The organism is Paraburkholderia hiiakae (assembly GCF_904848665.1).
Lineage (GTDB): Bacteria > Pseudomonadota > Gammaproteobacteria > Burkholderiales > Burkholderiaceae > Paraburkholderia > Paraburkholderia hiiakae.
Genome location: NZ_CAJHCQ010000020.1, coordinates 152,261 through 170,619, shown reverse-complemented (window position 1 = coordinate 170,619; position 18,359 = coordinate 152,261). Strand labels below are relative to the sequence as shown.

Here is an 18,359-nt window from a genome sequence, read left to right as displayed (position 1 = left end):
AGCTTGATCTCATACGGCATGTCAGCGACTGCGGATTCGAATAATAAGTCCTCTACAGCGGTTCATGCGACGCCTCCGGCCGAAGGAGAGCGACGGGCGCTCCGAGGGTATATCGGCCAGTACGAGAAAGCCGGCGCAGCCATTTACGCCGCACTTGAAGGCGATCAGCTGCGGTGGGTTGGCGTCGCTGATCGCAGCGCGGGTATCGCTGACGACCTAGTGCTCGGATTCGACGGGTTGGTGGTCGGCCATCAGTTCAAGACTTCTAGGTTCCCAGGCACTTTCACGGTCGAGACGATATTTACCGGGGCGGACGGCCTGTTGAAGCCGCTGATCCATGCTTGGCAGCGTTTGAGCAAGGACAACCCTGATGCCCGCGTCGAGATCCGTCTGGTCGTGAATGACATTCCGTCAATTAACGACAAGCATGGCGACGTCTCACCCCCGCACAGCGCAGCATTCCTGGATGAGTTTGAACGCTTCCCCTATCGCTCATTGCAGGAATGGCGGCTCTCCGGCTGGAGCCGCCTGGTAGATCTGCTGCTGCGCGCGTCGGGTTTGAACGAAGCCGAGTTCGAACGGTTCATGCACAGCCTGCGTGTGATGCATGGTTCCGCAGCGGATTTCGTTCAGTCTCACAAGCTCAGCGCCGAACAGTCTCGACTCGCCTTGGAAATTTCGAGAGCGCTGCCGAAGCTGGTCACTGACGCCAGAGACAAAGACCGGTGGTCCCGAGATGAACTCCTGCAAGAACTCGGATGGCGGGATCCGGCCAAGACGCAGTACATCCATAGGTTTCCGGTGGGAGCCTACGTGCAGCGCAACCGTGACACTGAGAGTTCCTTGCTGGAGGCGTTGCGTGCCGCGGACCAAGGCTACCTTTCGCTCATAGGTCCGCCCGGCTCGGGCAAGTCGACCCTGCTACAGGTAGCGCTGGCCACAGAGCCGAACATTCGCTTGGTGCGCTACCTAGCTTATGTGCCGGGCGCCGCTCAGGGCGTGGGACGGGGCGAGGCCGACAGCTTCTTTGAGGACGTCGACACGCAATTGCGCAACGGTGGCTTGGTCGGCCTGCGTCTACGCGACAACTCGCTGCACGAGCGCCGGGAGCAGTTTGGCGCCCTCCTGATGCAAGCTGGCGAACGCTACGAACAAGATGGGATACGCACCATCATCGTCGTCGATGGGCTCGATCACGTACCGCGGGAAGAGCGGCCGACACACTCATTGCTGAGCGAGTTGCCACTTCCTGCTGCCATTCCCACGGGCGTCACGTTCGTGCTTGGCAGTCAGCGCCTGGATCTCGCGCATCTGAAGCCAGCAGTCAAAGAGCAGGCGGAGAGGAGTGAGCGGCTTGTTCGGATGCGGCCCCTCGGTCGCGAAGCGGTTGCGCGAATGGCCGATGCATTTGGCCTTGATCCGGAGATTTCCCGCCTGGATGTGAGCAACCTCAGCCATGGACACCCGCTGGCGACCCGGTACCTGATCCAAGCTTTGTTGCACGCTGACCATGCGGGCCGCACGCACTTGCTCGCCGGCGGAATGGCGTTCGACGGAGATATCGAGTCTGTCTACACGTCTGCCTGGCGGGAGATCGCCGGCGACAGCGATGCCATGGATGTGCTGGGTTTTATCGCCAGAGCCGAAGCGCCTATGCCGCTGCAGTTGTTGGCCACGGTCATAGCAGAGCATGCGATAGAGCGGGCGCTGGTAGTCGCACGCCATCTGCTACGTGAAACTACGCACGGATGGAGTGTGTTCCACAACAGTTTCCGGCTGTTTGTGATCGCTCAACCGCGTACAAGGCTCGGCAGCATTGATGCTGACTACTCCCAACGCGTCTACCGCGACCTCGCACAATTGGCCAAAGGTGCGCCGCCGGAGTCCTCGCAACGATGGCTTGAATTGCGCTACCGCGCTCGCGCCGGTGACCAGGACGATGTGTTGACGTTGGCGACGCCTGATCGCTTCCGACAACAACTGGCAGCAGGTCGCCCGATATCCGACATCCATGCCGATATCCAACTCGCGCTGCTCGCCGCCCGCTCGACGCTCGATGCAACCGTCTTAACGACGCTCCTCCTGTGCCGCGATGAAGTGGGTCGGCGTGAGAGTGCGCTGGAGTATGCGGATCGGCTGCCGCTGGCAATGCTGGCCGTCGGTGACATCGACGCCGCCGTCTCCTTCGTGCAGGATTTTCCAAGTAAAGGCTACGAAGTTGTTGACGCCTTGCTGGAGCGCGGCGATTTCGACCGTGCGAAGGAGCTATTTGAGACCCTCGAGCCGCTATCGCAACTGCACACGTCGAAGTTCCAGCACCACGGTGACCAGCACAACATCACGGAGTTCGAGAAGTGGTCGCGACGTGCCGTCCACTTCCGAGATGCTGAGCAGATCCAGCAGTCAATTGACCACCTGGCCACCGAGGGCATGAGGCAGACGCCGGAGGCGGCCTCTGGAGGGACGATCGCCGCTGTAAAGCGGCACCTTCGGCGAGAGGCTGCGGAAGCCATGCTTCTGCATAATAAGGCGGCCCCAGAGGAACTTTGCGACAAGCTCGGGGTGGCGGCTGAAGATAGGCCATCTGTGATGGTTCACGCCGCGTTCGCCGCTCATGAACGTGGCAACTCTGCGCAGGCACTCGCTTTGTTCGATGCGGCCTCGCTGCTACCAGGATTTGACGAGGTTCCCAATGGCCTGCGTCGCTCCTTGGCACTTGTTGCAGTGACATCAGGCCGCCACGAACTCGCTTCCGCCATGTTCGAGAAGCTGGTTGCGCCCATGGTTTCTATGGGCGACGACGACATTGATCTCTCGGGACTGCGTGACTTGGTAGCCGCGGTGATGCATCACTCGAGGCTATGCACATTACTTGAGAAACCATTGCCGGATGCCACGCTTTCCAAGCATCCGTACTGGCAGCCCCTCCAAACGTACGCCTCCAAAGTCGGCGTACTTCTTGGGCGTGTAACAAAGGATCGCTCTTCTGTGTTCGCTGGCGGCATCCAGATGCTGGCCCGCAACGCAATGGGGTACGTGTTGCGGCTAAGCCCCGAAGGGGGCAGTGACCACTACCGCATCCAACAAGCCGTGAAGGCGGTGCCGGTGCTCGCTCGCGCCCTTCTCGAGGTCGCCGCCAAATTCGGCGAGTCGGAGTACCGAGTTGTCCTTCGAGAGATTGATGAGGCGATTGCCGCCTCAACTCTGAACGGCACCTGGTACCTCCGGCGGCGGTTGGCTGTCGCGGCGTATCGGATTGACGGAGATCACGCTGCCGCAGTAGCACGGCTTGACGCCCTCGCGGAGGAGCTTCAGGAAGACACCCCGAGTGAGCAGCTCGACGGGTTGGCTGATCTGGCTATGTCCTTCGCTGCGGTCGGAGATGTTGAACGCGCAAAGCTTGTGCTGGCCACCGTGCCTGAACAATGCCTCGGGTACGCGCTGCCCCCGAAGAAGGATCCGCAGTACGCCATCTGGCGGGACGTCATGGTCCTTGCGAACGGCCTTGACCCTGGGCAACGGGCTCAGCGGGTCTCACTGCTCATGCGCCAGGTGGCAGGCATGACGGAGACCGAAGGGTCATCTGCAGCCAGTCGACTGACCATGTCGCTCATCGATGAAGCGATGCAAGTTGGACCTCGCTTCGGGTTCGACGTATCAAAGTCTCTCGCAGACTGGCACTTGATCTCGTGGCCCAACCGCGTTGACTTGCTGATGATCGGGATGGTCCATCGACGTCCCGAGATCGTCATGGCCTGCGCTACGCTCTGGTGTGGACTGTGCTTGCCGTTCTACATGGAGCCGTACTACCGCGATCCGGACCACATTGGCGACTTCATTGACGTCGCCGCTGACGCAGCAGGTCCTGAACAAATTGCCCAGCTAGCACAGATGCTGCTGGACGCAATCGAAGTGGCTAGCCGGGCGCACGATCGGCTCGCACTGCTCCAACGCCTTCGCACCGCCGCCGCCAAGCATGGCTTGAATTCAGCCAGGCTGGATGCCGCGGTGGAGCGCTGGTCGTCAGACGCACCAGAGCCCCGCCATTACTATACGCCGAGCGCGTACGACTCGGAGGCGACTCTTGAGGAGCTCGAGCGCGCGTTCGAGGCAGACGGCGATGAGTTGAACTTCAACGCCCCCTACCGCTTTGCAGCCCTGGCTGAGTCTGCTCCCCTCTATCACGTCCAGCGAATGTATGAGCGCTGGGATAGCCTGCAGTCCAATGCGCGCTGCCGCTTCCTGCTGGTTAAGCGTCTTGCCGAGGCCGGTGACGTTGAGTATGCGAGGAAGCTGGTGCTCGGCTACGAGCAGAGCAAGGATCCTTGGAGTTCATGGAGCCAGTGGATGGGTGGCGGCAAGTTCCGCTACTTTGACGCGCGACGGTTGCTCGACGGCGAAAGCATGCTCCCCGTCGCATTTGAGAATCTGGTGGATTCGATAACGGCCGGCCAGGAGAACACGCAATCGCTGCTCACCGAGCTTGATTCGATCTTACCGGTGATCAGTGCGGCGCCAGACTGGCCGGCAATCTGGTCGCTATTGGCGGAACAGATGGCTTGCACGCGCGAGTTCCAAATCGGAGAGCCTTTCGTGCCGGCTCCAGAGCCGCTGAATGACGAGGAGATCCTGGCGGAACTGCTGCACTTTGCCCTGCGGCTGCCAGTTACCGAGGTTCAACGGCACGCGCGAAATTGCGCGCTGAAGCTGGCTGTGCAGTCGGCCCATGGTGAAGCGATATTTGAACGAGTCATCCGACGTCTCCTTGGTGGCGACTTCGATGCGCCACTGCAGGCACTTCAGATCATGCTTGTGGGAAAGCTCGATCGTCTCGCGCCCCTGCTAGGTCCCATCGTGGCCGCACTCGTGAACCATAGGGATTTCGCAGTGGCGGAGGCTGCAGTGTTGCTGGCGAATCGTTGGGGTATTCCCGTCTCGGTGGATGCACAATCGCTGCCGTTTTTCTACAAACTCGAGCTCGTTGGCCCACTGGAAGTAGACCGCACGCTAACGGACGAAAGAACCGGCGCCGTGCGCGTGGAGTCAGAGCTCGGATGGACGCAGATGTTGCGCGACACCGCGCAGGTACTCGCGGACGCCGCAGATGTTGACGAGCTGACGATCCGGCGGAGGGCTGCCATATTCATTCAAGAGTGGGGCGGCCTTGAAGCGTTCGGGCCACAGGCGGTCACGCGCCTTGAAAGTCAGTTGCGCGCCCTTAGCATGAAGGTGACGTATTTGAAGCCTCATGCCTTGATTGGCGTGATAGCGCTTCGCCACGTGGCAGGCGAGCTCCGCCAAGCAGGCCTGCTGAATCCCCGTGACTTGCCAATGCTCCTGGAGCGCCTGAATGCGCCAATTCCACCGCAACCCCTGTCGCTTCCGCAGGTGCGCCCGATAGGTGTGCGCCGACCACTCGTCGCGCGCGACGCTGGCTGGACGGAGGGTGAGAGAAAGTGGACGGAAGCTGTCGAGGATGACGTTACTAGCTGGCCAGACCAGCACGGCGAGCATGTCGTAGCAGAGGTTTCACGATTCAAGATCTACAAGCCTCGGCAAGCAGAACTCCTACTTCACCGTATTCGCGCCCCAGGACTCTCCATCGATGATGAGAAGTTTGAAGACTGCTATCAGCATTTGCCTGCCGCTGTCTGGATTGGCGGTGTTGTTTTGCCGCTTGACGACGAGCCGGCGTCGACACTCATCAGAAGGCTGGCCTGTTCAATCGATTTTGGCCTTGACTCGGCGACCTACCCCATCGCGCTCTGCCCGATCTGGTTGCGCCAACTCCAGTGGCGCACTCGTGCAGATCCCCCGGGCGTTTACATTGACGCCAGGGGAGCCATCGTGGCAAGGGTTGTCTCGTGGCGCGACGCAGGACCGGTGGATATCGATGACGATTCGATCTGGGGTGAGGGGTGCTATGTTGCGTTGACCAAAGCGGGTCTAGCCCAGTTCACGGCTACGCGGGGGAAGGTTGCCATCAACGTTTTCGCGAGCCGAGAGGTTCAGAAGCCGCGCGAGCATAGCGATAGATTCTTCGAGACGGCCAGGAATAGCTATTCAATCTGAGCTTGCCGCGCTGCGTTCGCTGGGCGTCTGTCCAGGGGACAAGATCCTCGTGCAATCGCGCATCCGCGCCGAGATGTTCGAGAGCTGCTGAGTGGCGTTCCGCCTAGGCGCGGTCTGGATATCAAGCTATTTTCGCCTGACGCCGCTGAAGGCGGCCCTATCTTGGGTCTTCGGATGGCGCCTGCGCGATGATCGTCGAAGACGACTTTCAACAATATGCCGATACGGTCCAGGCAGCGTCGCCGGAATTGCGCCATATCGTCGTAATCGGCTCGCCACGAAGATCTGGTGGCTGCGAACCTTCGAACCACGTCAGAGGATGCCGTCGTCGACTACGGCACACCTCTGTGGTCTTATATACTTCGTGAACCACCGGAAGGCCCAAGGCTGCCATCCTCACTCATGGTCAGATGGCCTTCGTGGTCATCAATCACCTGGCGGCCGTGATGGCTGGCACGACCGATTCCGATTGTTCGATCGTCGTCGCTCCACTTTCTCACGGAGCGGGCATCCAAGGGTTGCTCAACGTGGCGCGCGGGGCTGCGGCGGTGATTCCCCCCAGCGAGACGATGGACCCGGAGGTCGTCTGGGCGCTCGTGGAAAAGCACAAGGTCGGCAATCTCTTCGCCGTGCCCACGATCATCAAAATGTTGGTGGAACATCCGCCGCTGCCCGAGGGCGCAACACTCGGTACTAGCGAGGAAGACGACGAAGGCCCGGGAATAGAAGAAATAACTCGGGCTAGATTACGTCAGTGAGGTCCACACGGAAATCCGTCCGTCCCAAAGCTCTCATGCACTGCAGGTAAAAGGCGAAGCTGAAGCTACCGCGAGACAGCTTGTTAGCGATGGATCGCTCGGTCTCGCTGACTCCGATGCCAGCAAGTAATACCGCCAGTTGTCGATAGCTAACGCCGTGCCGAACAAGCTCGGCACGAAGCACGTTTCTCGCTACCTGATACCAGTTCATCCGCCCGTGCCCCCTGCAAAAAGCGGATTATTGCTTTCCTTTCCCGTACACGCGTCTATAATCTCATATATGCGACTATAGGCTCGTATTCAAGATCATCATCTGCGCTCAAAAGTAGGTGGGGCAGGAATGTCGACCGGAGCAAACAACGACCGCGAATAACCGTTGGGCGAGTCAATACGGCGTCCAGCAGAGATGGTCGCGGCTGCGCGGGCCGCTAACTTCCTGCCCACAAGGGGAGCTTCGAGTACGGACATCCGGCCGATGCAAATTGCGAAGCATCGAACTCGATTCGTGCAGGAGACAAAAGTCGCTTGCTCTCGAGCCAGAAACGACGACCTGCTCGCAACGAGTCCCTGTCGCGCCGGTGCTCACAATGGGCGTCAATATTCGATACAACGTACACCTTATCAGCTCTAAAGCCGTCGATTGGAAGGCAGGGGGTACATTGGGAAGCGCCTACTATGGATGTCGCAACTGAAGCTGCTACTGAGCTTTTCGCAACGTCCTGCACCCCGACTGCGCTGCCTGATGAGACGGTCTACAGCTGGTGTGCCCGATTTCACCGCCTGAACGGTGGTGCCAATGCTCGAGCCACAAGCCAGTTTCTGTTTGGTCATCCCACTGCGGGCTTGCGGAGCGCTTTCCCTTTTCATTTGGCTCACTTCCATCAGAGAACGCGAGGTGACTTTGGCACGTTGTCCAACCTGCTCTTGCACGGGACGCTGTATGCCTTTCATGCGCCGTTTCTACCCGTAAATGTCAACGCCAACATTCGTCATTACCTGCTGTACGGTGGACGCTCTGGTGAACTACGACGAAAAACCCTTGGGCTTTCGGGGGCTGGGATCGGCCTTATCAACACTTTGAAGTTCTGTCCAAGCTGCGCTATTGAGCAGCAGGAAGAGCGTGGATGTGCCTGGTGGACCGCATCCCATCAGAATCCCTCGAGCTTTGCATGTCAGGTTCATAGTGAATGGCTCAGAGTTGCCGACGTATCACTGCGACGCGGGCTAATGATTGACTATTACTTGCCCGGCGAACCGTACAGTCAAAGCATAGGGAACGGCCTCCAGGTGAGCTCAATCCGCAGTGTTCAACTGATTCGGCTCGACGAGTGGGCTAGCTATATACGACAGTGCGCTAGCTCAGAGCTTGCTGATACGACGCTACGACATAGCTATCTGCTGCAGGCGAAATCTCGAGGCTGGGTGACCTTCGATGGGGATGTTCGAACACAACAGTTGCGGGACGCATTCGTTACCTACTATGGGGACATCCTTCGGTTGTTTCCCAAGGCGTTTCTCGGGGACCTCACAGGTCTTAACGTCGGATTTCTCGCCTTGCTGCTCCAGAGAACTCCTTCTCGACATCAACCGCTGAAACATCTCCTGTTGCTGAGCTTCCTCTTTGAGACACCCGAAGAATTCGCGGCCGTTCGTGCAAAGGCGAAGTCCGTGTATGCTCTCGGCGGAGAGCAGGCCATACAGTCGCTACTGCACGATAAGGGAACATTGTTAGTTCGCCTAGTCACCGAAGGGCAGTCCATTAATCGTGCGGCGAATATGATCGGTGTGCGGGCCAACATTGCTCACCGGTATATGGATAGGCAGAAGTTGTTGAAAAGGGGGCGCCTCAATTTAATCCTTGGCACTGCGAAGGAGAAGATAATGCGCGATATGTTGCAATCGGGACGGTTTAAAATCGAAGCCGCGCAGGCTGCAGGCGTCAGTCTGAGTTTCATCAGGACATATATGGCGACCAGGCCTGAACTGAAGGCGGCATGGAGCGTAGCCAATCGAATCTATCAGAGAGACATTCGCCGAAAGCGATTGGCCGAAACGCTAAGTTGCCACCCTCGTTGGGCAATGGACGCCATCCGACACGTGCCGGGTAACGGATTCCAGTGGCTCCGCAAACACGACGGTATTTGGTTACAGCAATTTCTCACCACAATCGAGGCCGGTCGCCTCGCAACCTAACTATCACTCCAGCAAATGTGATGACTTGTTTAAGATATCGGCGCGCTCGCGAGGCGAAAAAAGTAGAGCGATTGCCAATGCGTAGCTCATCGGAGGCGCCCGGCCGCCGCCAGACAACACACGATTTAGAGCTAAGCGACCCTTGCCGACCGTCGTTCTTTGCAAACCGAAGGCTTCTTCGAGCCACCAAGCTGGGCACTCAGCAAAGGCCAAGTCACTTAGGAACGGTGAATCGTTCGGTACCGTCGCCACATCACCACCGTCAGGACGTAGGCCCAGCTCAATCGCCCGACGTCGAAGGCAGTCTTCAATGCGCGTAACGCTCATCCATAACGGACGCCGCAAAGAACCAATCATTAGTTCACAAAAGCTTTGAAGAACTGGGTATTTATCAAAATCGGCTGCCGTGGCTGGTGTCCGTACGGATGCGAGAGCGGCCACCGGAATCAGCGCATCTTCGGCAAGCCAATGGTCGAAGGCCAGCAGCGCAGTCTTATGGACAGGACACCAATAAAGGCCAGGTAATTGATGATGTCTATGCCAAAAGGGGAAGTCGAATTCCTGCACTTGCTGCGGGATGCACTCACGACAAAGATAGGGACGTTTTCTCTCAGGATACTCCCGTCCATTTTTTCGACACATCTGCCGATCGAGCCACTTAGCCGCAACTCGTGGCGTACGCCGCTCCGCCGGAAAGTTGAAGTGGCAAAAAAGAAACTCATCAACGGATTTATCGGACGCCAAGGCGAGAGCTTGGATGTGCCGTTCCGCCTGGTAGTAGTGCGGACGGAGGGACGTGACTTCCATGCCCAGGTTGAAGTGGGCCACCAGCGCGCGCACTATCTTGAAGCAAGAGCCTTCCAAATTCACATGGGTGATTCGACCAATGAATCCTAGGACAAATTCATTGTCAACCGGCTTTGGCAGGATAAGCATAAGTCAAGGGCTGTACTGTAAAGATCGCACCGTTGACACGCTGCGCACAGGCCCTTGTCGGAACAGAGCTCCAAGAACCTATGCTCCGCAGCTCGTCTACTGCAAGAACTTATCCGGCGGCGCTCTCAGATGATTTGAGCTGTGCCTCTTCAGTCAGCGTCGCCCTAAGTAACTGAAACATCGCAAACCGCCCTTCAGCTCCATAGGTCACCTCAGGATGAGAGCTAACGAAGTCTTCCACCAACTCAAACGCGCGCCCCTCTATACGGCTAGTTTCAGCGGCTGAAAGCCAGTTCACTGCGCCACGGCGGCCAAACAATGCATACCTGAGGTCCACGCCGACGTGGGCGACACTGGCCAAATATCGCACGGAGGGCATGCTAGTGCCGCTTTCGTACTGACTTTGCGCTAGCCGTTTAACACCGCCCGCCGTCGCGAGCTCAGTCTGACTGAGCTCCAAGCGTTTTCGCTCCTCACGGAGTCGCGACCCAAACCCGTCTGGAATCGTGTGTCCATCGGCAATCACATTGGGGTGAGCGCAGGCAAAGCCTACCCCTTCCGGCGTATCTGTGCTAGAATGCATGAAAATAAATACATTTTGGTTTCGTTTATTGCTATATGAATAGTATAGCATACAAACAGCATTGGTCAATATAAGGGTCAGCCTTTCCGTTGTTCGGCACTCAGGCTACACGCCATGATTGACTCTTCATCGGGAATGGTGACGTTGGTACCGGATCATGGGAACAGCCCGTGCGCCATCGCTTAAGCGCCTCACGACCATTCTGAAACGGCAGGCCAACCCTGGCTGGGGGAGCGACTATAAGCCCGCCATACAAGCGGTTCGTGGGGAAGCGCCCAATGTCTCTCACGCCTTGACGCTCAACGCGAACAAGGTGCCGGGGCGAGAGATTCACCTCCTTTCGCTGCAGGAGAGTTTCGCGGCCCTTCTCGGCCTTTACCACCCGAACGTCGCAGGTCTTCAAGAGCAACGAGCGCTCATGCCTGGCTGGAGACCGCACCCGCTACATAACTTTCCAGGAGTTATCGCCGGCGAACTGTCTCCGCTCAGGGGATTGATTGACGTCGCACAGCGTCTTGATTACGTCGACATTCTGCCGAGGGTATGGGCGCCGGATGCTGGTCGTGAGGGGGGACGACGCGAGTTGGTCTTTCCTTATGTAGGAGACTTGCTCTGGGCAATCCGCAGCAAACGCGGCAGCTACTACTGCGTTAATTGGTCAGTTAAGGATAGCGAAATAGCATTCAAGCGTCCGCTGACGACCGAGCGCCTCACCCGAGCACAAGAGCAACATCAAACAAGTGTGCTTGCCCGGCATGAGATGGAGTGTACCTACTATGCCGATGCGGGAATCCGCACAGTTCTTCTTGCTGCCGACGGCATCGACGAGGACGTTCGCTCGAATCTTCGCCACCTGTTTCTTCATCACGGCAGAATCGTAGAGCTTCCAGACGATGAGCAGGCAGAGCTACTGAGCCGCTTCCAACATTGCCTCGAGACTGGCGTGCCGCCCAGTGAATTGATTGTCCGATTGACTGGGGCGGGAAAGTATTCCGTTGAGGATTGCAAGAATGTCCTGTTCCAGGGTATCTGGTTTAGGAAGCTTAGAGTGGACCTCTTCCGGCCTATTTTGATTGACCGACCGCTGGAGCCTGAGACACAGGACGTTCTCGTTAGATATGCAAACTGGTTTTCGGAGTCGCCATGACCTGCGTCGAAATAACCACCCCTGATGGATATGGTCCGTTGCGCCAGGGGACGCCCTATCGCTTTGTAGGGAACGCCTGCCAAACTCATCGAGTTGCGCTCGCTTTCTTCGATTGGGAACATCTCGGCCAACCTCTCTCCCACGTCTTCACGATGACGCGCGACGAATTTGAAGACGGGTTGTCTCAGGCGAAGATTGTTGTGTCCCATAGCCACGAAGACTTTCCACCGTGGTTGGCACCTAGGCAAGGCAAGAACCTGGAGATGATTGACGCCGAACGAAAAAATGCGAAGAAGTCGTATAGAGAGTACATCGAACCTCGACTCCTTCATATCCAGCTAGCGCTAGATGACCTCGACCAAATTCTTTCGGCTGAAGATGTCCAGTCTGCTATCAATGCTTGGGCAAAGCGTTGTACGCCGAGACAGAATGAGACTCGTTATCGAACATGGATTCTCACGTATCTTTGCTTTGGGCGAAATATCTGGACACTGTTACCGCCCTTTCACCGCTCCGGTTGCTGGGAGAGAGAAACTCACGCTACGCAGAAGCAAGGAGCGCCATCCAAGGCCTATGGAAAGGGATACGGCCATAAGATGAGCCACGTGATGGCCGACGTGTGTGTGAAGGGTTACGCCAAATTCCAAGCGCCCGGCAAGACCCTTACCCACATCTACGCCGACACTATGACCAAGCTGTTCGAATGCAAAGTCATCACCAGACGCTCAGGTGTGAAAGAGTTCTACCATCCACAAGGAAAGCCATTCCCGAGCTTAAGGCAGTTTCAGTATGTGGTGAACAAATCCTTTGGCATTGAAAACGTTCAAATGAACCGCTATGGGTCGGCGCGACACAGAAGAAGTCTCGCACCTTCTCAAGGGCGATTCTCTGAAGAGGTCGCTTATCTGCTGGAGAAAGTAGAGTTCGATGGCTATTTTGTAAAAGAGCGGCCACTGGGTTACTTAGAACGTAGCGTCTTACCCCCGCTGTGTGTAGTCGAAGCACGCGACATGTTGAGCGGAGCGAAGCTCGGAATAGGCTTTTCCTTCGGAGCGGAGCGCATGGCCGCATATCGAATGGCACTGTTCAGCATGGCCGTTCCAAAGCCATACTTCTGCAGCTTGTGCGGGATAAAACTTGAACCAGACACGTGGATCACCATAGACCTACCAGCGCAGTACAAGGTAGACCGTGGCTCAGGCTCGAGTGAAAACGTGATTGCGTCTGACGCGGCCCGACCGCCCATCCGAAACATGACGCCTGGGTATTCCGGACAGTCGAAGGCGACTGTGGAGTCCTCGCACCCTCGAGACGTCAAGTTCGAGGGTGAACCGCACTACATTGCAAGCAACTTAACTCCCGTCGAGTTAGCGAGGCGCGAGATACATGCACTAATCCGATTCAACCATACAGCGGATATGTCAGCGCGCATGCCGATGGACAGGGAGTTGTCCTTTGTCTTGCCGACGCCTCATGAGTTGTGGAAATACTATGCTGGGAAGCTGCGTACTGCGGGTATACCGATGAGCATTCCCGATGCCGTGCGGACGTTCCTGACGCCGGTCACGATGACGGCCAAAAAGGATGGTGTCTATCTCGACGATCGGAAATACGATTCAAAAGACCTAAGGGCGTGTGGCCTGCTCAATCGGGTCGCACGTCTACCTCGTCAAGAGATGCCCATCAGAGGTTATATATTAGACCTCTGCATCCGGCACGTCTGGATTGAGGTGGACCATGAAATTTTGCTCCTAGATGCACAACTGCCAATTCGCGGCGACAAGGAAACGCTTTACGTATCCATTGCCGAGCTCACCGAGTGGCAAGACGCACGAGCAGAGGTCAATTCCACGTTCAGGGTCCACAAGGTAGCAGCGTACGCAGAGTCGACGGCACGATTTGAGACCGAGACGGGGAAGAGTTGGAACAGCGGGACTCGCAAGCCTGGTCGAGCCAAAAAGACCGCTGCAGCTCGCCAGGAAGCACGTGAGGTCGATCAACACACGTCCAGAAGGAAATCGGCATCGTGACGACTAACGAGAGCCCTTGGGTTAGCCGCTTTTCCGGGCTCATCAATCGAGAAACGATTCGCGAGCGCGTCGAATTGCGGCCGGAGCCCATTCTCAACATCGGGGATATGTGCCCGTCGGAAGCGAACGACCGCATTAAAAAAGCTCTAGCGCGAGTGTTCTATCCCAGTGATGAATGCCTAGACTTTCTACTGCAATGGATGAGGATAGCCAGATTTCACAGTCTTGAAATGTACGCGACCCCTCGCGTGTTCGTGGAAGGTGTGTACCGGCGGGAATCGCCGCTTCCTGAATCTTGTTTCCCTTTGTGCCTGACAGGTCTTGCGGGTACGGGAAAAAGCGCGTTGGTCGGCGCACTTGAACGTCTCATGCCGAAACCCAGCACAGTGACAGCTACCGACGGGACGGAATTCCCACTCGTGAGCTACCGAGCAATCGCGGTTCGCATATGTAGCACGCCGAGAGACATCCTTACGCAGTTTGCACAACGCGAAGGAGGTGGCCGTGTATTGTCAGAGTTCCTTCGTCGATTGGCGTACAGGGACGGATGGGCACTCGTATTACAAGATGAGTTTCAGTTTGCCACGCAGAGTGAAAAAGCCAATACCCGGGTCACCCAAATGATTTTGGCAATGTGTTACATCGGGGTTCCAGCTGTCTACGTCGCAAATTACAGTCTGTTGCATAAGCTCAAATTGCGCAATCAAGAGGAAAAAGACCGATTACTTCAGTACGTTGAAATACTGCATCCGGATGACCACACCAGCGATGATTGGCGCACTCTGCTTCGTTGGTATCGCGACGTTGCTCCAGACGTGTTCATTTTCGACCCGGAAGGTGACGCCGAGGCGATACATAGGTTGACAGCAGGCGTAAAGCGCCATGTCGTATCGCTGCTGAAAATTGGATTTGAAAAGGCATTTTCGAAAGGAGAGATTGTCGACTACCCAGTCTTGGAAAAGGCTTACAAGAGTCGAAAATACGCGACGTTCCGCGACACCGTGGAAGCTCTCCCTAAATTGCATGGTCCGTTCCGCAATAGTCGCAAGGACCTCTGGTGCCCGATTGATGCAGTGGTGGAACCAAGCGAAGACCACGACTGGGAAAGACAGCGGCAGAGGTGCGCGGATGCGAAGGCGCTGGACGCCTCCATGACTGTCGACGAACGCAAAGCATTGACTAGCCTGTCAAAGAAACCAGTAGCGTCCAGCGCCAAGCAAAGCGAGGCAAGGGTTGCTTTTATGCGTACCATGAAGGCTGATGCCGAACAACTCCGAGAAAATGACACTTGGTTTTTAGACAAACTGTAGTCCTTTCCGCTGAGTTCTTCCCACCACTTGTGTGTATAGTGCGCAGTCTTCCGCAGACCTAGCGTGGCTGTCGCCGATGGTGGAGGAGTCGCGACAGACTTTCCCGTAATTTCCCGAAGGCCAGCATACGCTGAAGGAAGGTTCGACAGACTTTCGGCGCGATTTGTCAATTCTTCAAGATGGACCACTTGCGGTCGCTGCGCCCGCTGGGGCTTGCCTCTATACTGGACTGCTTCGCGACAGCCTTAATTGTTTCCGATCACCTATGTCCGACTTCTCCACGCCGCTCGCGCGCGCGCCGCGCCGACTCGACTTCATCAATCCCAAGCCGCTAGGCATCGCGCTCCTGCTCGTCGCGCTCGGCGCGGTGTATCTCGCGCAGACCGTGAGCGCGCGTCAGGCAGCGCTCTACGTGGTCGGCGCGCTGCTCGGCATGACGCTCTATCACGCGGCGTTCGGCTTCACTTCCGCGTGGCGCGTGTTCATCGCCGACGGCCGCGGCGCCGGCCTGCGCGCGCAGATGGTCATGCTCGCCATTGGCGTGCTGCTGTTCTTCCCGGCGCTAGCGGCAGGAACGCTGTTCGGCCATCCGGTCACGGGCCTGGTTTCGCCCGCGGGCACTTCGGTCATCGTCGGCGCGTTCATGTCGGTGTGGGCATGCAACTGGGCGGCGGCTGCGCCTCGGGCACGCTCTATACCGTGGGCGGCGGCAGCACGCGCATGGTCGTGACGCTCATCGCCTTTATCGTGGGCTCGGTGGTCGCCACCGCGCACATGCCGTTCTGGACGTCGATGCCACAATTAAAGCCGTTCTCGTTCGTGAACGCGCTCGGCGCCGCGCCCGCCATTGCGCTCAACCTGGTGGTGTTCGCGCTCATCGCCGCGCTCACCGTGATCGTCGAAAAGCGCCGCCACGGCCGCCTCGTCAACGAGCCGCGCGCGCCGCACACCTCGCCGTGGCTGCATGGCCCGTGGCCGCTGCTTGCAGGCGCGGTCGCGCTCGCGATCCTCAATTTCGCGACGCTCGCGCTATCTGGCAGGCCCTGGGGGGTGACTTCGGCATTCGCGCTGTGGGGTGCTAAAGGTTTCGCTTCACTCGGCATCGACGTGGCGAGCTGGAAGTACTGGATGGCCGGACCGAACGCCGCCGCGCTCGCCGCCCCGGCGAGCCACGATGTCACCACCGTCATGGACATCGGCATCGTGCTCGGCGCAATGGCCGCGGCGTCGCTCGCGGGCCGCTACGCGCCAGTGTGGCGCATTCCGCTGCGCTCGCTCGTGGCGGCCGTGATCGGCGGCCTGCTGCTCGGCTATGGCGCACGCCTCGCTTACGGCTGCAATATCGGCGCGTATTTCAGCGGCATCGTCTCGGGCAGCCTGCACGGCTGGCTGTGGCTCGTGTGCGCGTTCGCGGGCAATGTGCTCGGCACGAAGCTGCGCCCCTTGTTCGGCCTCGAAGTCGAGCGCGTGAAGAATACGGGTTGCTGAAGCGGCGTGCGGCTGCTCCGGTGCTAGCCGCTCAGAAACGACAAAGGGCAAGGCTTGACGCCCTGCCCTTTTTACATGATCCGGCGCTTTTTACCGGAGCGTAGCTCGTCAGATATTCAGACGCGTGACCTTGGTGCCCGCCAGCGAGACGTCGGCCATCAGACCCGCGTTGGTCAGTACGAAAGCTTCCACCGGGTGCGTGGCCGTGTTGGTATCGATCACGCCGTTCGCGCCCACGGTCACGAGCGCGACCGAAGCGTCGGCGCCCGCTGCCCAGCCATCCGTCGCGCGGAATTTGTCGAGCGAGTCCTGCGTCATGAAGGCGAAGATGAGCGCCTTCGACTGAGCGCCGGCCTGGAGGCCGAACGAGCCCGACGCGGTGCTGTAGTAGCCGACAGTCGCGCCACCCACACGCAACGCGCCTTCGCCATACTGCGCGCCGACGATGAAGCCGGCCTGGATCACCTCGGGGAACACCAGCACGCCGCGCGACTTCGCGAGGAGTTCGTGCGAGCCTTTCACGGTCGAATACAGCCGCGAGAGGGTGCCGTCCACAGACGCGTCGATCGACTGCCGCTTGGACATGTTCTCCGACGCCGTGGAATTCGAATTCGTGGTGGTGGTACAGCCTGCGAGCGTGAGACCGCCCGAGGCAAGGGTCACCGCCGCCGTTAGCATGAAGTTGCGTCGTTGCATTTGGTTATCTCCACACGAATGAGAGTGCGGGGAAGATTGAGCAAGCCGCATGCCCGACCTCTCCGCTTCCGTTGGCCAAAGCCCGCTTCGAGCGACAGCCACGTCGCCGTGGCTGGATTGTGCCCGAATTCCGCATAGAGCGCCTGTCAGAGAACGACGTCAGTATTCGTGCCGCCGGGCGGACGGCGAATCGCCACTCAGGGTTTGGTGGCCTGCCAGGACGAGTCGGGATCGAATGCCTTGATCGCCGCCGCCGTATGCGCGCCATCCGGTCCGAGGTTCTTCTGATAGAGCTGGCCGTCCTGGTTGATGATGAAGCTCATCACGCCCGTTTTGCCGTATTGCGCCGGCCAGGCCACGAGCGCGAAACCGCCGCTCAGATCCCCGTTCTCGAGATAACTGCGCGCACCACCGCTCGCGTGCGGACCCTGCGCGGTGAGAACGCGGAAGTGGTAGCCGTGATACCCCTCCTTCGGCGTGATCTTCGCATTGCCAGGCATGGCTGCCGCGAGCGGTCCGAGCGGACTCTCGGTCTCGCCCGGCTCGACCGGCCAGTACAAACCGTCGTGCGTGCCCGGCGTGCTCACGAGTCGCTGTGCGTAGTGCTGCGTGAGCTTGCGATAGTCGTTCTGCGCGTCGACGTAGGCGAGCGAGGTGAGCATGGCCGCACGCTCGTTACGGCCAATGCGGCGCGTGAGAATTTCGCTCGCGCCTTCACGCGGGTCGAAATGCCAGCCCTTGCCCGACTGCACGATAGGGACGGGCAGCGTCCAGCCACTGTCGCCCACCTCGACGTGAGCGCTCGCCTTGCCGGCAACCGGCTTGGCGTCGGGCACGACACGATGGCCCTTCGCCCAGGCGCCAAGGTAGTCGTCGATATCGTCCTGGCCGATGTTCTGCGTGGGGATGAACTCGGTGAAATCGTTGCCGAGCACGTGCTTCATGGCGCCCTGGTCGTTGGTCGCGAGTGCGTCGGTGAACGCGTTCGCGGCAGCTTCGGGCGTGGCGTAGACGGCTTGCGCGTAGGCGGCGCCACCGAACAAGGCCGGCAGCAGTGCGGGCGCGCCAAAGAACGCGAGTGCCGTGCCGAGCGCGAGCGCGTAGTCGTGCGGCAGGCGGCGTGCGGGAATGCGGATCATTTCTAGA

Annotated in this window: 11 protein-coding genes and 1 pseudogene; 7 read left to right on the top strand and 5 right to left on the bottom strand. The window is 58.5% G+C overall.

What is annotated here, in order from left to right:
* Nucleotides 1-18: 18 nt before the first annotated feature.
* Entirely contained in the window at nt 19-6,072 is a 6,054-nt protein-coding gene (locus JMY28_RS30415; protein WP_236597114.1) for an ATP-binding protein, read from the top strand.
* A gap of 410 nt (nt 6,073-6,482) precedes the next feature.
* Complete coding sequence (locus JMY28_RS30410; RefSeq protein ID WP_201699616.1) at nt 6,483-6,830, top strand: AMP-binding protein; 348 nt, start codon at nt 6,483-6,485, stop codon at nt 6,828-6,830.
* Here the strand turns inward: JMY28_RS30410 and JMY28_RS39120 are convergent.
* Complete coding sequence (locus JMY28_RS39120; protein WP_236597113.1) at nt 6,814-7,041, bottom strand: DUF6471 domain-containing protein; 228 nt, start codon at nt 7,039-7,041, stop codon at nt 6,814-6,816. The two genes, JMY28_RS30410 and JMY28_RS39120, sit on opposite strands and share 17 nt — an antisense overlap.
* 464 nt (nt 7,042-7,505) lie before the next feature.
* On the opposite strand from JMY28_RS39120, the gene JMY28_RS30405 reads away from it, so the two are divergent.
* Nucleotides 7,506-9,023, top strand: a complete 1,518-nt coding sequence (locus JMY28_RS30405; RefSeq protein WP_201699615.1) for a TnsD family Tn7-like transposition protein — start codon at nt 7,506-7,508, stop codon at nt 9,021-9,023.
* A gap of 3 nt (nt 9,024-9,026) precedes the next feature.
* Here the strand turns inward: JMY28_RS30405 and JMY28_RS30400 are convergent, their stop codons facing one another.
* Both JMY28_RS30400 and JMY28_RS30395 read right to left on the bottom strand, forming a co-directional pair.
* Nucleotides 9,027-9,959 (bottom strand): TniQ family protein, encoded by a 933-nt coding sequence (locus JMY28_RS30400; protein WP_201699614.1) that lies wholly within the window; start codon nt 9,957-9,959, stop codon nt 9,027-9,029.
* A gap of 109 nt (nt 9,960-10,068) precedes the next feature.
* A complete protein-coding gene (locus JMY28_RS30395) occupies nt 10,069-10,593 on the bottom strand; it encodes a helix-turn-helix domain-containing protein (RefSeq protein ID WP_201699613.1) in 525 nt (174 codons plus the stop codon).
* Nucleotides 10,594-10,699: 106 nt separating this feature from the next.
* On the opposite strand from JMY28_RS30395, the gene JMY28_RS30390 reads away from it, so the two are divergent.
* The 4 genes and pseudogenes from JMY28_RS30390 to JMY28_RS30375 all read left to right on the top strand — a co-directional run bounded on the left by JMY28_RS30390 (nt 10,700) and on the right by JMY28_RS30375 (nt 16,517).
* Nucleotides 10,700-11,689 carry a PDDEXK family nuclease gene (locus JMY28_RS30390; RefSeq protein WP_201699612.1) on the top strand — a complete coding sequence of 330 codons (990 nt, stop codon included), beginning with the start codon at nt 10,700-10,702 and terminating at the stop codon, nt 11,687-11,689.
* Nucleotides 11,686-13,719, top strand: coding sequence for a hypothetical protein (locus JMY28_RS30385; protein WP_201699611.1), 2,034 nt, complete (start codon nt 11,686-11,688; stop codon nt 13,717-13,719). Before JMY28_RS30390 ends, JMY28_RS30385 begins: the two co-directional genes overlap by 4 nt.
* On the top strand, nt 13,716-15,029 hold the full coding sequence (locus tag JMY28_RS30380; protein WP_201699610.1) for a hypothetical protein: 1,314 nt from the start codon (nt 13,716-13,718) through the stop codon (nt 15,027-15,029). Before JMY28_RS30385 ends, JMY28_RS30380 begins: the two co-directional genes overlap by 4 nt.
* Before the next feature lie 265 nt (nt 15,030-15,294).
* Nucleotides 15,295-16,517: pseudogene (locus JMY28_RS30375) on the top strand (YeeE/YedE family protein).
* A 108-nt stretch (nt 16,518-16,625) separates the two neighbouring features.
* Here JMY28_RS30375 and JMY28_RS30370 read toward each other — a convergent pair.
* Both JMY28_RS30370 and JMY28_RS30365 read right to left on the bottom strand, forming a co-directional pair.
* A complete protein-coding gene (locus JMY28_RS30370) occupies nt 16,626-17,213 on the bottom strand; it encodes a BPSL1445 family SYLF domain-containing lipoprotein (RefSeq protein ID WP_201699609.1) in 588 nt (195 codons plus the stop codon).
* 197 nt (nt 17,214-17,410) lie between these two features.
* Nucleotides 17,411-18,352 carry a DUF2950 domain-containing protein gene (locus JMY28_RS30365; protein ID WP_201699608.1) on the bottom strand — a complete coding sequence of 314 codons (942 nt, stop codon included), beginning with the start codon at nt 18,350-18,352 and terminating at the stop codon, nt 17,411-17,413.
* Nucleotides 18,353-18,359: the final 7 nt, after the last annotated feature.